The following is a 15,040-nucleotide window of genomic DNA, read 5'->3' on the forward strand; positions in this document are numbered from 1 at the left end:
TTTCAATTTATATTTTCACAATACCTTTTAATCTTCATTTAATGTGAAATATCAAAAAGTTATGTTATAATGCTCTTATGACTTGTGGCAGAAAGGTGGTGATTGTTTGTGATCGAATTATTTGATGTTGCTAAACATTACTATTTGAATAATAAACAAGTTAAAGCGGTTGATGGTGTTTCCCTAACGATCCAAAATAAGGAAATTTTTGGTTTGGTAGGAGAAAGTGGTGCTGGAAAATCGACTCTTTTAAGGTTTATTAATCTTTTAGAAAAACCAGATAAAGGAAAGGTATTAATTGATGGACAAGATCTATTGCAACTCAGCAAGGAAGAACTGCGACTCCATCGTAAGTCTGTAGGTATGATTTTTCAGCATTTTAATTTATTGAATAATAAAACAGTTGGTGAAAATATCACCTTACCCCTTAAATTGTTTAAATATTCAAATGCCCTGTCTCTTGATTCTGTTCTTGATTTTGTTGGTCTAGCTGATAAAAAAGATCAATATCCTGGTCAGTTGTCGGGGGGGCAAAAACAAAGAGTTGGTATTGCAAGAGCGTTAATTACTAAACCAAAAATTTTGCTTTGTGATGAGCCGACCTCTGCTTTGGATGTCATGCGAACGAATGAAATTGTTCAAATATTAAAAGCAGCACATCAACAATTCGACATGACAATTATAGTGGTGACCCATGAATTGGGTTTTGTAAGGCAACTTTGCGACAGAGTGGCAATTATGGAAAAAGGTGGTTTAATAGATATAGTTGATAATTTGACCGACCGTGACCAAGAACTAGTAGGAAGTTATTATGATAAAGTGAAGGAGGTCCTAAGCTAAGATGTTGGAAGAAATAATAGTGCGTGTCATTGAATATTGGCCAAAATTATGGGAAAGTCTTCAAGAAACAAGTATTATGCTTTTTTTCTCCTCAGCAGCAGCTATTTTGTTAGGTCTTCCTTTAGGTACTCTTTTATTTTTGACTAGTCCGGGTCAGCGAATGGGTAAAGCAAGAAAGGATTATTTTTTGAATTCTAGCTTAAACCTATTTGTAAATATTGTTCGTTCTTTTCCTTTTTTGTTACTTGTTGTCGCAATGCAACCCCTTATTCGAATGGTTTATGGGCGAGCAACTGGCGATCCGATTGCAGCATCCTTTCCGATGATGTTGATTGCCATTGCCCTTTATGCTCGCTTCGTGGAACAGTCTTTGCATGACATTCCTAAAGGCGTGGTGGAATTAGCTGATTCCCTTGGAGCGAATACTTGGGAGTTAGTCACTCAATTTCTATTTGTTGAAGCACGGTCATCTTTAATTATTGGATTTACCACTGCTTTTGTATCCTTTCTATCTTATTCGACCATTATGGGGGTAGTTGGCGGCGGTGGGATAGGAGATTTTGCTATCCGATATGGTTACCAGAGGTATGAAACGGATATCATGTATTTTGCGATTATTCTAATCATAATCATTGTTCAAATTCTACAATGGTTAGGTTTAAAAATTGCGCGTAAGTTAGATAAGAGATAATAGGAGGAATTAGATGTTTAATAAAAATTTATTTAAGAGCTTTGTTACTTTTGCATCAGTGTCACTAGCTTTAAGCGGTCTACTATCCGTTTCGGCACAAGAAGATAATGTATTAAAGATTGCTTCTCATATGCCACCGATGACTGATATCGTTGAAATTGCAGCGGATGTAATTGAAGAGCCTTACTCTATTGAATTAGTAGAGGTTTCTGATAATATTCAATACAATGAAGCAGTGTTTAATGATGAAGCTTTTGGAAGTTTTGCACAACACCTTCCATTTATGGAAATGTTCAATGAAGAGCGTGAAGCAGATTTAGTAGCCATTCAACCAGTATATAACGCTGTTGTTGGGTTCTATTCACCTGTTTATGAGTCAATGGAAGATATCGAAGAGGGCGCAGAAGTGGCTATTCCTTCAGATCCAACAAATGAGGCACGTGCATTATTCGTCCTTGAACAAAATGACTTAATTGAATTAGATGATGAAGCAGGTCTTTTCCCGACAGTAGATGACATTACTGAAAATCCTTATAACTTCGAGTTTACAAGTGTTGACTTATTAAACTTAACAGGTGCTTATGAGGATGGCGTTGAATTAGTTTTCAACTACCCAACTTATATTGCTTCAATTGATTTAAAACCTGAAGATGCTTTGTTCTTAGAAAAAGATGATGAAAATACTTTTGCTATTATTCTTTCAGTTCGTGAAGGAAATAAAGATAGTGAAGCAGCTAAGGCATTACAAAAAGCTTTCTCATCTCCTGAAGTACGTGAATTTGTCGATAAATTAGCGGAAGAAGGACACTTAGAACCAGCTTTTGATTCTAAAGACAATGAAGACGATGAAGACGATCAGAATGAAGAAGCATCTGATGATCAAGATGATTCTTCAGAAGAAGCAGAATAATAGAAAAAGTAAAAGCTGGCTAATGGCCAGCTTTTTTGATTGTATAAATGAATTCGTTTACTTAATTTTTATTAGAAATTCCTCTTGAAATCCTCATGCAATTTTAATAAAATAAACCTACTTTATTTTCTGGAGGGATTAGTATGAAGAAGAAAGATCTATTAGCTATTGGTTTTATGTTATTTGCCATGTTTTTTGGAGCAGGCAACTTAATCTTTCCAGTTGCTCTCGGCCACGAAGCTGGTCAGAGTTTATTACCAGCTATTTTAGGTTTCATCATTACCGGCGTCGGTTTGCCATTATTGTCGATGATTGTTGGCTCAAGTTTAAAAGGCGGTTATTTTAATGCTTTGAGTAAAATTAACTCTGTCTTTGCGATTGTTTTATTAACTTGTAACTATTTAATCATAGGGCCCTTGTTTGCTATTCCGCGGACGGCCACAACTACTTATGAGATGTCCGCTCTTCCATATATATCTAACGCTAATGGGATTACTTTAGCCCTATTTACCTTCGTCTTTTTTGGCCTTGTTTTGTGGATTTCATTAAATAAGAATTCGATAGTTGATGCGATTGGCAAGTGGCTGACGCCAGCTTTGTTAATTTCCTTAGTCATTTTTCTAGTAAGATCCTATTTCCTTTATCGAACAAATGAACCTTCTGCTCCGATGAAAATAGCATATCAAAACAATCCTTTGGCTGAAGGTTTTGTTAAGGGTTATGCTACTATGGACACACTTGCCACATTAGCCTTTGCTATTGTTGTTAAAAGTGCTTTTGAAACAAAAGGTGTCTTTGATCAAAAAACACTATTAAAAGAAGGAAGCAAGGCTTCATTAATTGCAGCAAGCTTATTGGGACTTTTCTACTTTGGTCTAGCATGGGTTGGTAATCATATTAGTCTAACAGAGGCTCTGCCTGAAGGTCAAAATCTTGGAACTTTTCTATTACAGACTATAGCAAATAATGCTATGGGGCAATCCGGTGTTGCTTTGTTAGGAATTATTGTCTTTTTAGCTTGTTTAACCACCGCTTGTGGCCTAGTAGCAGCAATTAGTCAGTTTTTTCATGATCTATACCCTAAGATTTCCTATCAAAATCATGTTATCATAATGACTGCTGTGTCATGGTTAATGGCCAATCAAGGATTGGATCAAATTATAGCGACTAGTGGTCCTGTTTTAGAGATAATTTATCCTGTCACTATGTCTCTTATTTTCCTTGTCATCTTACATAAAGTGCGACCACTTAACAGAATGCAATTTTTATTACCTCTACTGTTCGTCTTATTAGTTAGCTTTTTTTCTGTTCTATTGAACGCTAAAGTCATCGAGTGGAAGTGGCTTGTAGATATGCCCCTAGTAAAAATTGGCTTTGCATGGATTCCAACTCTCGTCCTTGGAACTTTAGTCAGTGTTATTTTTGTCGACCGTTCCCAAAGCTTAGATTTTACTATCTAAAGAAATTAAAGCATTTGCCTAATAAAATTTTTAATAATTTATTTTCAAATTAACATTTCAATAAAGTGATAAAAAAATGCTGGACTTAGATCCAGTATTTTTTTATTGAATTTTTTGATCTAGAGAATGCACAATCTATAATTACTTAATTCATTGAAATAAAGTCGTTCTTATCCAATAAAGATTGTGAAGAAAATCAAAGAAAAGAAACTATTTAAATGAATAATATGCTCAACAAAAAAATAAAGGTCGTTCATATTTATTTATTCACAATATAAATAAAATATTAACCAAAAATTAACTAAAAAATTTCACTAAATAAATCAATAAATTTTTTGATAGTTACTCATATTATATTTTAGAGCAAAATAAAAATTTTAAAAGATAGCTGTATGTCAATAAAGAAAGCGTTGACAAACAAACAGGTAAAAGGTAGACTGAAAATATGAATCCGCTTGCAACGGAATGAATATTTATGGAAGGAGGATAATGGGTAAGTTATTGTTATCTGGTCTTTGTGAAAAATTTCACTTTTAAGAGAGTTGATTTTTCAAATAAATAAAGGAGCAATTATGATGAAAAGAAAATTAGGATTATTTACGTTATTGTTAATGGGCGTATTTTTATTAGTAGGCTGTTCTGGTGGAGGAAGTGGAGAAACTTTAACAGTTGCTGTATCTGGGGATGCAATTTCACTCGATCCGATTGCCACCAATGATAACCAGTCCAGTCATGTTATGACTCAAATATATGAGGGATTAGTTAAAATCAATGATGAGGGTAAGGCAGAACCTAGCTTGGCTGAAAGTTTTGATCAACCTGATGAAACAACATACGTTTTTAAATTAAAACAAGGAATCAAATTCCATAATGGAGAAGAATTAAAGGCATCTGACGTTGTTTTTTCTCTAAAACGTGCGATTGAAGCACCAAACGTGAAGCACTTATTCGAAACAATCGATATTGACTCTGTAAAAGCTACTGATGACTATACAGTAGAATTTAAACAAACTGAGCCGTTTTCTGGTATTTTAGCTGCTTTATGCCACCCTGGTGCATATATCGTAAATGAAAAAGCAGTAAACGAAGCAGGTAATGATTACGCACGTAATCCTGTAGGAACTAACGCTGTGAAATTTGTTAAGTGGACCAAGGCAGATTCTGTTGAAATGGAACGTTTTGATGATTACCATGGGGAAAAAACAGAATACAAGAATTTAATTTTCCGTGTAATCCCTGAACCAAGTAACCGTGTGATTGAGTTGGAATCTGGTGGGGTAGATATTGCTTATGACATCTCAGCAATTGATCTTGAGAAGGTTGAAAACAATGATAAATTACAATTATTGAAATCTTTTGACTATGGGACAACTTATTTAGGATTTAATATTGCTAAAGAACCATTTAATGATCCAAAAGTTCGTGAAGCGATTTCTTATGCAATTGACATTGATTCGATCGTTAAAGCTGTATTTAAAGGATTAGGTCAAACAGCTACAGGTGTAATGTCACCTACGTTAGCTTATTCTATCTCTGATGAATATGAGCCACGTGCACGCGACGTTGAAAAAGCGAAAGAATTACTAGAAGAAGCTGGTTTCCCAGATGGCTTTGAAACTTCTATTTCAACTAATGAAAACAAAGACCGGATTGATATGGCAACTGCTATGAAGGAACAATTATCAGAAGTAGGTATTGATGTTTCAATAAACGTATTAGAATGGTCAGCATTTAACGAGTTAATTAAGAATGGTAAACACGATATGTTTGAAATTGCATGGACAGCAGATTCTCCAGACCCAGATACTTTCTTATATCCATGCTTCCACTCTTCAGCTAAAGGTGAAGGTGGTAACTACATCTATCTTGAAGATGATGAGTTAGATAAGATGTTAGAAGAAGCCCGTTTCTCTCAAGATGATGAGGAGCGTGCAGACCTTTACCGTCAAGCACAAGAACATTTAATGGATATCACAGCTTGGATTCCAGAGCACAATAAAGAATTGACAGTGGGTGCTCAAAAAGATGTTAAAAATATTAAACTTTCTCCATTTGGATGGTATCAATTAGCGCCGGTAACTAAGGGAGAAAAATAGTTCATTGTATTCTAGAGGAGATGGAAACATCTCCTCTATCTAAAGAAGAGGGTGCGTTAAAACATGCTAAAATATATATTAAAAAGGCTACTGTATTTAATTCCTGTCATTTTAGGCGTCTCTTTTATTGTATTTGCTTTGCTTTATATCACTCCAGGAGATCCTGCACGAAATGCTTTAGGACCTTCTGCTTCTGAGGCAGCAGTTAAGGCTTTAAGACTAGAAATGGGATTAGAAGATCCGTTCTTAGTACAATTTGGTCGTTACATTAAGAATGTATTTACTAAATTAGATTTAGGAACTTCCTATATTACTAAGTCTTCAGTTGCAGCTGAGATTTTTAACCGAGCAGGTGCTACAATAAAATTAGCATTTCTTTCCATTTCTTTTGCTGTTCTATTAGGTATTCCAATTGGAATTATCTGTGCGATTAAACAGTATTCTATTTTTGATAATATCGCTATGGTTTTTGCTTTAATTGGTATTTCAATGCCAGTATTCTGGTTAGGACTTTTACTTATTATGTTATTCTCTGTTAGACTAGGCTGGTTCCCATCATCAGGATTTTCAATGCCATCTCAGATGGTTCTTCCTGCTGTTGCCTTGGGATCCCAGTCCGTTTCGGTTATTACGCGGATGACTCGATCTTCAATGCTGGAAGTTATTCGACAAGACTATATTCAAACAGCAAAAGCCAAGGGTCAGCGGCAAAATGTTGTCGTTTGGAAGCATGCGCTTGGAAACGCCTTGATTCCAATCATTACAATTGTCGGTACTCAGTTTGGTCAGCTTATGGGGGGAGCCTTAATGACAGAGGTAATCTTCTCAATTCCTGGTATTGGTCGTTTGATGGTTGACTCCATCAAGATGCGTGATATGCCGATGGTTCTGGGATGTGTTCTCTTTGTGGCGGTAACCTTTAGTATTGTTAACTTAATTGTGGATATCCTATATACCTATGTTGACCCACGAATTAAGACAAAATATGTGTAAGGGGGTATCAACATGGAAAATCCTAAATTAAACTCTGAAAAAGATGAAGTAGCTGAATTAGACCGTAATCCGATAGTTAGCGGAATGGAAGAAGAGCATTCAGTTGTAAAGGACCATTATCTGAAAGAGCAAGAACATAAGCGTGGTCGCTTCCGTGGTCTGCAAGACATTTGGATTCGTATGAAACGTAATAAATTGGCAATGGTGGGTCTCTTTATTATTGGACTTTTGGTATTAGTGGCTATTTTTGCAGATCAGATTGCTCCTTATGGTTTTGCTGAACAAAACCTACAAAATCAATTTGCACCACCAAGTTCAGAACATCTATTTGGAACAGATGATTTGGGTCGTGATATTTTTTCTAGGGTTATTTATGGATCAAGAATTTCCCTAAAAGTTGGATTTATTTCGGTATCGATTTCACTGATTATTGGTGTAGCGATTGGAGCAGTGACAGGTTATTATGGTGGTCGAGTAGATAATATGCTTATGCGCTTTATTGATATTCTACAATCGATACCAGATATTCTATTAGCGATTGCTATTATGGCAGCTTTAGGGCCCGGATTGGCAAACCTTATGATTGCTGTAGGGATTGCAGCTATTCCCGGTTATGCGCGTTTAGTACGCTCCTCTGTGCTTTCTATTCGTGATATGGAATTTGTGGAAGCAGCTAAAGCAAATGGTTCGAGTGATTTTAGAATTATCTTAAAACATATCATTCCAAACTGTATGGCACCGATTATTGTTCAAGCGACCCTCGGGGTTGCCTATGCAATTATTAATGCTGCTGGTTTAAGTTTTATCGGTTTAGGATTAGAGCCACCAACACCAGAGTGGGGAGCTATGTTATCAGGTGGTCGTTCTTACATTCGAGATGCTGTACATATGACCCTCTTCCCAGGACTGGCTATTGTTACAACGATTTTTGCATTAAATGTCTTAGGGGATGGTCTGCGTGATGCACTCGATCCTAAGCTGAAGCGCTAGGGGGAAAGATTATGGTGGAATTATTAGACTTACGAAATGTTAGTGTACAATATGAGACAGATTCAGGAACTGTATACGCAGTTAATAATTTGAATCTGTCAATCGGTAAGAAAGAGACCTTGGGGTTAGTTGGAGAAACTGGTGCAGGAAAAACAACAACGGCTTTAGCTATTATGCAATTAATTCAAGATCCTCCTGGTAAGATTACCTCAGGTGAAATCTTACTTGAAGATCAAGACTTAATGAATGTTAAAGAAAAGGATATGTTCAATATCCGAGGCAATAAAATTTCGATGATTTTCCAAGATCCAATGACTTCATTAAATCCGATAATGACCGTTGGAGATCAAATTAAGGAAGTTATCGAACTCCATCAAGATCTTACTAAAGAAGAAACCGTTGCAAAAGCAGAAGAAATGTTAGAGTTAGTTGGAATCCGTAAAGAAAGATTGAATGACTATCCACATCAATTCTCTGGTGGTATGAAGCAGCGGGTGGTTATTGCGATGGCTCTTGCATGTAATCCGGAATTAATTATTGCCGATGAACCGACAACGGCTCTCGATGTAACCATTCAAGCACAAGTACTAGAATTAATGAAAGATTTAAAAGATAAATACGATACATCAATGATTTTAATCACTCACGATTTAGGTGTAGTCGCTGAAATTTGCGACTATGTATCGGTTATTTATGCTGGTACGATTGTGGAACATGCTTCTGTTGAGAGTTTATATGAAGAACCACTGCATCCTTATACGCGAGGTTTGTTTGATTCCATTCCAAGTGCCGATGAAGATGTGGATAAATTAAAAGTCATTTCTGGCTCAACACCGGACCCTTCGGATTTACCGTCAGGCTGTCGCTTCCATCCAAGATGTAAACATTGCATGGAAATTTGTAAGTATAAATTTCCAGAATATCGTGAAGTAAAACCTGGTCACTATGTAGCTTGTCATTTATATAACCAGGAAGGGGGAGAAAACCTTGACTAACAATAATCAAGAAGCATTGATTAGTGTGCGTAATCTTAAAAAATATTTCCCCACTAAAGCCGGTGATTTAAAAGCGGTTGATAATATTAGTTTTGATATTAAAAAAGGTGAGACTTTGGGTCTAGTGGGTGAGTCTGGTTGTGGAAAGTCTACGGCAGGACGTGCCATTATTCGTTTACATGAACCAACGGCCGGTGAGATTTACCTTGAAGGTAAGAACATTATGGAATACAAGGGCTTGAAAGAAATGCGCTTGATGCGTCAAGAGATGCAAATAGTTTTTCAAGACCCTTACTCTTCTCTTAATCCAAGGATGTCCACTTTTGACTTAATAGCTGAGCCCTTACGTGTTAATAAATTGACAAGAAACCAGGCTGAATTAGAGCAAAAAGTGTATAAAATGATGGAGACGGTAGGTCTAGCTAGACGGTTAGCAGGTTCATTCCCACATGAATTAGATGGCGGACGGCGTCAAAGAATTGGTATTGCTAGGGCACTTATTCTTCAACCGAAGTTTCTTGTTTTAGATGAACCGGTTTCTGCCTTGGATGTTTCCATTCAGGCTCAAATCTTAAACTTGATGGATCAACTGCAAGAGGAATTTGGTCTGACTTATCTCTTTATTTCACATGACTTATCAGTTGTTCGGCATATTTCTGACCGGATTGCTGTTATGTATCTTGGTCAGATCGTGGAATTAGGTACTTATGATCGGATTTTTGAAAATCCATTACATCCTTATACGAGAGCTTTACTTTCAGCTATTCCGATTCCAAAAGTTGGAGTTAAACGAGAGCGGATTTTCTTAGAAGGAGATGTACCAAGTCCGGTGAACCCTCCAGAGGGTTGTCGTTTTGCTGGTAGATGTAAACACTGTATGGAGATTTGTAAGACAACTCCAGTTGAACTCAGAGAAGTTGAACCGGGTCACTTTGTGGCATGTCACTTATACAATGATATTAAATTTGCAAAGTCGGTAGAATTTCCTGAAGAACAGATGAAATTGATTTAAATTAATATCCCTTCTAAAACACCTCTGTAATAGGTAGTTAGAAGGGATTTTTATAATGATTTTATTTCATTAAGCAATAGTTGATTTGTTTCTTTTGGAAATTACCTTTCATATAAGCGTAGTTAAAAGCTTTATTCTCATAAAAGCTTTCTAAGTCAGAGGATTTATGCGAAGGAGATGTTTGAGCCAATCAATTCATAGTTTTTTCGTAATTATTGAAGATAATAAATTTTTATCTTGACAAGTTAACTTTGCAAATATACAATTTAAGAAAAGTAAACATGGCAAAGGGGAGATAAACTTGGAAAAAGATGATTTTTTAAAGCTGGCTCAAAAGGAAAAAAAAGATGAGGGAGAGATTTTTGTTAATGATAAATCGAGCGTTTGGATTTCGAGGGCATTAATTGGTATCGCTGCATTTATTTCCGCTATTAAAGAATCGCAGAATCTCCCTTTTTTGGATATTCTTGCCATGCTGTGTCTTTCAATTGGGGTAGGAGAATTATATAAATACTTTGCAAGGAAAGAAATAAAATATTTATTTTTGTTTATCCTATTGTTTACAGTGGGATTAGTTGCAATAGTGTTTTTTTTAAAGGATCTTTATTATGGATGAAAAGTTAAAACTAAAGAATAATCTAAAAGGTTTACGAAAAGAATTAAAACTAACCCAAGAAGAATTGGCAAAAATGGTTGGAGTATCTCGAAATACTATTTCCTCAATAGAAACAGGTCAGTATAACCCAACTGCAAAATTGGCCTATTTACTATGTTTAGCACTCGATAAGAAATTTGAAGAAATTTTTTATCTATCTACTGGAGATAATTAATACGATATTTTAATCAAAATTTATTCTTAACTAAGATTTTATAGAATATAGTTTAAAATGTAGGTAAAATCTGTAGAGTTTCCAGCAGATAAATGAAATTGATTTAAATAAGAACCCTCTTAAACACCTTATCATGTTGTTTTAAGAGGGTTTTAGATTTTGAATATTTTACTAATTGAGACAGTAGTTAATTTCTTTGTTTTCGAAATCACCATTGGCATAGCTATATTCAAAGGCCTTAAATGCTTTAAAGGTATTTAAATCTAAAGATTTTGTTTGTAGTAAATAGTTGAGTAGAGCTCCTCTCAATTTTTTACTGGTGGCTGAAGGTGCCTTTTTACCTAATTCTATATCTTTATAGAAGTTAATCTGGATGAGTTGCATTTTTTTAGGGTCTAGTAAAGAAGCAAACTCATTAGAAGCGAGATTAATGACGGTTTGTTCTTCGAACACATTATTGTAAAGAGGTTTCCACAAGCTTTTTAAGCTTTGATTTTTGATTTTTAGCGAGGTATTAAAGTCTAAACGGTAGGGATTGATTGGTTGAATGGGAGAGATTGGCCCATATAAAGCAGACAGAATTTTCAGATGGTCAATGGCATAGTTCAAGTCAATTTTATCCCATTCGATTTGCCGAAAGGCTAGACCTTGATAGACTTGATAAGCGGGACGAGCTGTTTTTTCATTAATGACTTGATAACGATGATAGATATCTTGAGCAAGCTCAGCTGAGCATTTAAAGAGTTTTTCTAACTCAGTCGTATCTTTTAAGACAAGCTCTTTAATAATGGCTTGGACGGGATCTGATTGAGGAATTAAATCATTACCGACTATCGTATCCATCTCTTTACTGGGGGAGAAAATAATTAAAGTCATAGGCACACTCCTTTATTGGGCTTTAGCAACGGATGAAGCTTTTGGTAATTCAAAGCTAGGAAAATGTAGTTCGAATTGACCAATAATTGTTGATGAAACTAAAGTGGTAATAAAAGAAAAGATCAGGTGTTGTGGAGCAATATATAGCAGTGAAAGTAATAAAACCACGCCATCTGTTAACAAATAGGCTTTTGTAATTGATACGTAGGCCCTCTCAGAAATAACCATTGCCAAAGCATCATCGCCCCCTGCGGCACAACCTTGACTGATACATAAACCACATCCTACGCCGATTGCAACGCCTCCTAAGATAGCAGCTAATAAAGGCCTATCATAAAGGCTTGGAAGAACAGGTCCCATCCAAAGACAAAGGCGATAGAAAACAGCAAATAGAAAGGATGCGTGAATGGCACGGCGAATAAAATCTTTACCTAATAAGGATAAGCCAATAAGGTAGCAAGTAATATCTGCTAAAAAACTTAATTTAGATGGCTCCCAGCCAAAGAAATGATAGCAGAAGAGAACTAAACCAATGACACCCCCTTCTGTAATTTTAGCGGGTATATGAATGTTCACCAAGCCAAAAGCCATGATAAAGGCTCCTAATGCAATAACCAATATTTCTTTTTTACTTAATAAAAAGCGACTCAAAAAGCGCTTAAGCATATTTACACTCCTAATTTTTATTACACGAAGTCTCATTAGGACACAAAAAAAAGACTGCTTGTGTCGTAGGCTAACCTCGTACGGCAATCTTAAGATGGTATGGATGCTTTTTTTGTTTGCTAATTTTTCTTTTGGTAAAACTCTGAGCTTCTAGTAATCTTTTTAGCCTTTGCAGACCCCACATCAGGTTTCAACTAGGCTCTTTATCGACGATATAGGCATCAGATAAACCCTACTGATCGAAATGAACGAACCAGTATCCATCGTAAAACGATACTATAAAAATTATAGCACGAACTAGGAATTTGGCAAATAAAATTACCCTTTTAAAATTATTGCTTTTCTTAAAAGTTTAGCTTGCCTAACAAAATAGAATAGGGTAAACTAAGATTTAAAGGAAATGAAGTACTTCCTATTTACCTTCAGCAAGGTAGATAAACCGCTAATTAGCTGATGACTTCTGTATGCTTTTTTGGCATACAGAAGTTTTTGTATTTTAAAGGAGGAGAAGCAATGTTGTGGAGTTTAGGGCTTGTCTTGATATTGGGGTGGTTGTTTGGAAAACTATTCGAAAAAATTAACTTACCAAAACTGTTAGCCTATTTGGTATTAGGTATTTGTTTAGGTCCAAATGTTTTCAATTTATTATCTAGTGAATTAACACATTTGGCGGGAGAAATTCGTCAAATTGCTTTGATGATTATTTTGATTAGAGCTGGACTAACTTTAAAATTTTCGGATTTAATTAAAGTAGGAAGACCAGCTATTTTAATGTGTTTTTTACCTGCAATTTGTGAAATTTTAGCTATTGGTTTGATTGGACCTTATCTTTTAAACATATCTTATGTTGATTCATTTTTATTAGCTAGTGTACTGGCGGCTGTATCACCTGCGGTATTAGTACCGAGAATGGTGGGGTTAATTGACCGAGGATTAGGAACTAAACAGGCCATTCCTCAAATGATTTTAGCAGGCGGGACAGCAGATGATATTTTAATTTTTGTATTATTTGCAGCCTTTATGCAATTAGCTCAAGGTCAAGGTGTTTCAGCATCAACGGTATTATCTGCACCTATTTCAGTAGTCACAGGAATATTTTTGGGGTTTTTAGTGGGGCATAGCTTAAGTTATTTCTTAAACCGCTATCAGTGGGAAGGGCAACAAGCTTTAATTGTCTCTTTAGCTATTTCTTTTTTAGTTCTTGGTTTAGAGAGCTTATTAACTGACATCCTGCCTTATTCAGGTGTGCTTGCTGTTTTAGTGATTTTCCTAATTGTGCAAAAGAAAGCGCCGCAAAGGGCTGTCACTTTAACAGCCTCGTATCAAAAAATTTGGCAGTTTGCTGAAATTTTCCTCTTTGTCTTCCTAGGAGTGATTGTCAATCCGAGTTTAGCCTTAGAAGCGGGCTGGCCGATAGTAATCATTATTGTAATAGGTCTTATTTTCCGTATGTTGGGGGTTGCTTTATCCATTTTAAAGACACCATTTGCAAAGAAAGAGCGTTATTTTATTATGGGAGCTTATTTACCAAAAGCTACGGTTCAAGCTTCCCTCGGTGGACTCCCATTAATGGCTGGTATTGCTAGTGGTTCTTTAATTTTAATAGCCGCCACTGTATCTATTTTAATAACAGCTCCATTAGGCGCTATCTTTATTGATTATTTTGCGCCGCTTTGGTTAGAACATGAGGATACTTCAGTCAAATAATTAGCACAAAAAGCCATCATGATCTGTTGTGGCACTGTACCCCATAAATGGGACAGAATAAAAAATACCTCTGTTAGGCTGCTTGTTGTCGGTATTGAACCGGTGACACCTATCCTAATATTTGTTGAACTCGCTTATGATTAACAGTTTTTTCTGTTTCTAAGTTGATTAAATGGGTGATTTTACGGTAACCATAGGTGAAAGGCTGTTTCTTACATAATTGTCCAATTTTAATTTTCCCTTCATTTTCTAGGTTAGCATTTATACGAACTTTCCAACGATAATAAGTAGATCGAGCGGATCCCTAAGCAGGAGAGGATTAAACTCACCGAATCATGCGCTTTTAAACTTTCAACTGTTTCGACGACCACTTTTGGTACCCACTCCTCTTCAACTCTTTGTGTTTTTTTAGGACATCCATCGCTGCTTGATGACGTTTCAATTCAATACATTTCCATTTTGTTTTTGCAGAATAAGCTAGGTGATTAACCCTAATCAAACACCTCCATTAAATTCATTTCATACGAATTTAACGGAGGTGTTTTTATGTTTGTCTCACTATTCGGGGTCCGTGCCTTATTAGATCTGATGGCTTTTATAATTTAATAATTTCTGCTTAGTCGGTGGTTAGTTCACCAGGCCAAGAAGGTGCTCCAGGTGCAACATTAGTCACTTGATAATCCATTTTAGATAAGAATTGGCTAGCCCTTTTAGAACGTCCACCCGAGTGGCATACTAAATAGTATTCTTTATCTTGATTAAGAGATGTATATTCATTTGGGAGCTGATTCAAGGGGATGTTTTTAGATCCAGGGATATGTCCTTCTTGGAATTCAGCTTCACCTCGAACATCAATAATATTAAGCGATTTTTCCTGAGATTTTTGATAAAGTTCTTCAATGGAAATCGTTGGGAACATGGTATCTTCCTTTCTGTTTGACATATAAAAGTGATTTTTTATAAATAAGTGGTAG

At 35.8% G+C, this 15,040-nt stretch carries 16 protein-coding genes and 1 riboswitch; of the genes, 12 read left to right on the forward strand and 4 right to left on the reverse strand.

Features of this window, described 5'->3' with window-relative positions:
• Positions 1–108: 108 nt before the first annotated feature.
• From ACQV2S_RS04335 to ACQV2S_RS04385, 11 genes are all read left to right on the forward strand, one after another.
• Positions 109–840: a methionine ABC transporter ATP-binding protein gene (locus ACQV2S_RS04335; protein ID WP_428873071.1), complete on the forward strand. Its 732-nt coding sequence runs from the start codon at positions 109–111 to the stop codon at positions 838–840.
• A 1-nt stretch (position 841) separates the two neighbouring features.
• A complete protein-coding gene (locus ACQV2S_RS04340; RefSeq protein WP_428873072.1) occupies positions 842–1,531 on the forward strand; it encodes a methionine ABC transporter permease in 690 nt (229 codons plus the stop codon).
• A 13-nt stretch (positions 1,532–1,544) separates the two neighbouring features.
• The gene (locus ACQV2S_RS04345; RefSeq protein ID WP_428873073.1) at positions 1,545–2,441 is read left to right on the forward strand and encodes a MetQ/NlpA family ABC transporter substrate-binding protein; all 897 of its coding nucleotides are present in this window, start codon (positions 1,545–1,547) and stop codon (positions 2,439–2,441) included.
• A gap of 143 nt (positions 2,442–2,584) precedes the next feature.
• Positions 2,585–3,901 (forward strand): branched-chain amino acid transport system II carrier protein, encoded by a 1,317-nt coding sequence (brnQ, locus tag ACQV2S_RS04350; protein ID WP_428885076.1) that lies wholly within the window; start codon positions 2,585–2,587, stop codon positions 3,899–3,901.
• Positions 3,902–4,476: 575 nt separating this feature from the next.
• The gene (locus ACQV2S_RS04355) at positions 4,477–5,997 is read left to right on the forward strand and encodes an ABC transporter substrate-binding protein (protein ID WP_428873075.1); all 1,521 of its coding nucleotides are present in this window, start codon (positions 4,477–4,479) and stop codon (positions 5,995–5,997) included.
• A gap of 63 nt (positions 5,998–6,060) precedes the next feature.
• Complete coding sequence (locus tag ACQV2S_RS04360; protein WP_428873076.1) at positions 6,061–6,990, forward strand: ABC transporter permease; 930 nt, start codon at positions 6,061–6,063, stop codon at positions 6,988–6,990.
• A 12-nt stretch (positions 6,991–7,002) separates the two neighbouring features.
• The gene (gene nikC, locus ACQV2S_RS04365; RefSeq protein WP_428875066.1) at positions 7,003–7,980 is read left to right on the forward strand and encodes a nickel transporter permease; all 978 of its coding nucleotides are present in this window, start codon (positions 7,003–7,005) and stop codon (positions 7,978–7,980) included.
• 11 nt (positions 7,981–7,991) lie between these two features.
• Entirely contained in the window at positions 7,992–8,975 is a 984-nt protein-coding gene (locus tag ACQV2S_RS04370; RefSeq protein WP_428873078.1) for an ABC transporter ATP-binding protein, read from the forward strand.
• Positions 8,968–9,987 carry an ABC transporter ATP-binding protein gene (locus ACQV2S_RS04375; protein WP_428873079.1) on the forward strand — a complete coding sequence of 340 codons (1,020 nt, stop codon included), beginning with the start codon at positions 8,968–8,970 and terminating at the stop codon, positions 9,985–9,987. Before ACQV2S_RS04370 ends, ACQV2S_RS04375 begins: the two co-directional genes overlap by 8 nt.
• Positions 9,988–10,288: 301 nt before the next feature.
• The gene (locus tag ACQV2S_RS04380; protein ID WP_428873080.1) at positions 10,289–10,603 is read left to right on the forward strand and encodes a DUF6442 family protein; all 315 of its coding nucleotides are present in this window, start codon (positions 10,289–10,291) and stop codon (positions 10,601–10,603) included.
• Positions 10,596–10,817, forward strand: a complete 222-nt coding sequence (locus ACQV2S_RS04385) for a helix-turn-helix transcriptional regulator (RefSeq protein ID WP_090289833.1) — start codon at positions 10,596–10,598, stop codon at positions 10,815–10,817. Before ACQV2S_RS04380 ends, ACQV2S_RS04385 begins: the two co-directional genes overlap by 8 nt.
• Positions 10,818–10,988: 171 nt before the next feature.
• Here the strand turns inward: ACQV2S_RS04385 and ACQV2S_RS04390 are convergent, their stop codons facing one another.
• Together ACQV2S_RS04390 and ACQV2S_RS04395 are read right to left on the reverse strand one after the other, a co-directional pair.
• On the reverse strand, positions 10,989–11,693 hold the full coding sequence (locus ACQV2S_RS04390; protein WP_428885077.1) for a YaaA family protein: 705 nt from the start codon (positions 11,691–11,693) through the stop codon (positions 10,989–10,991).
• 12 nt (positions 11,694–11,705) lie between these two features.
• Positions 11,706–12,359, reverse strand: a complete 654-nt coding sequence (locus tag ACQV2S_RS04395) for a YitT family protein (protein ID WP_428873082.1) — start codon at positions 12,357–12,359, stop codon at positions 11,706–11,708.
• A 387-nt stretch (positions 12,360–12,746) separates the two neighbouring features.
• A riboswitch (Fluoride riboswitch) is annotated at positions 12,747–12,829 on the forward strand.
• Positions 12,830–12,872: 43 nt separating this feature from the next.
• Here ACQV2S_RS04395 and ACQV2S_RS04400 point away from each other — a divergent pair.
• Complete coding sequence (locus tag ACQV2S_RS04400; protein ID WP_428873083.1) at positions 12,873–14,066, forward strand: cation:proton antiporter; 1,194 nt, start codon at positions 12,873–12,875, stop codon at positions 14,064–14,066.
• 109 nt (positions 14,067–14,175) lie between these two features.
• Here ACQV2S_RS04400 and ACQV2S_RS04405 read toward each other — a convergent pair whose 3' ends face one another.
• Together ACQV2S_RS04405 and ACQV2S_RS04410 are read right to left on the reverse strand one after the other, a co-directional pair.
• Entirely contained in the window at positions 14,176–14,331 is a 156-nt protein-coding gene (locus tag ACQV2S_RS04405; RefSeq protein ID WP_428885083.1) for a transposase, read from the reverse strand.
• A gap of 351 nt (positions 14,332–14,682) precedes the next feature.
• Positions 14,683–14,985 (reverse strand): rhodanese-like domain-containing protein, encoded by a 303-nt coding sequence (locus ACQV2S_RS04410; RefSeq protein WP_428885078.1) that lies wholly within the window; start codon positions 14,983–14,985, stop codon positions 14,683–14,685.
• Positions 14,986–15,040: the final 55 nt, after the last annotated feature.

The organism is Facklamia sp. P13064 (genome assembly GCF_050409425.1).
Taxonomy (GTDB): Bacteria; Bacillota; Bacilli; order Lactobacillales; family Aerococcaceae; genus Facklamia.

Bases quoted from the DNA above. Each gene is read 5' to 3' on its own strand.
- ACQV2S_RS04340 (WP_428873072.1), top strand. From the start codon at position 842: ATGTTGGAAGAAATAATAGTGCGTGTCATTGAATATTGGCCAAAATTA.
- ACQV2S_RS04345 (WP_428873073.1), top strand. From the start codon at position 1,545: ATGTTTAATAAAAATTTATTTAAGAGCTTTGTTACTTTTGCATCAGTG.
- brnQ (WP_428885076.1), top strand. From the start codon at position 2,585: ATGAAGAAGAAAGATCTATTAGCTATTGGTTTTATGTTATTTGCCATG.
- ACQV2S_RS04355 (WP_428873075.1), top strand. From the start codon at position 4,477: ATGAAAAGAAAATTAGGATTATTTACGTTATTGTTAATGGGCGTATTT.
- ACQV2S_RS04360 (WP_428873076.1), top strand. From the start codon at position 6,061: ATGCTAAAATATATATTAAAAAGGCTACTGTATTTAATTCCTGTCATT.
- nikC (WP_428875066.1), top strand. From the start codon at position 7,003: ATGGAAAATCCTAAATTAAACTCTGAAAAAGATGAAGTAGCTGAATTA.
- ACQV2S_RS04370 (WP_428873078.1), top strand. From the start codon at position 7,992: ATGGTGGAATTATTAGACTTACGAAATGTTAGTGTACAATATGAGACA.
- ACQV2S_RS04385 (WP_090289833.1), top strand. From the start codon at position 10,596: ATGGATGAAAAGTTAAAACTAAAGAATAATCTAAAAGGTTTACGAAAA.
- ACQV2S_RS04390 (WP_428885077.1), bottom strand. From the start codon at position 11,693: ATGACTTTAATTATTTTCTCCCCCAGTAAAGAGATGGATACGATAGTC.
- ACQV2S_RS04395 (WP_428873082.1), bottom strand. From the start codon at position 12,359: ATGCTTAAGCGCTTTTTGAGTCGCTTTTTATTAAGTAAAAAAGAAATA.
- ACQV2S_RS04400 (WP_428873083.1), top strand. From the start codon at position 12,873: ATGTTGTGGAGTTTAGGGCTTGTCTTGATATTGGGGTGGTTGTTTGGA.
- ACQV2S_RS04410 (WP_428885078.1), bottom strand. From the start codon at position 14,985: ATGTTCCCAACGATTTCCATTGAAGAACTTTATCAAAAATCTCAGGAA.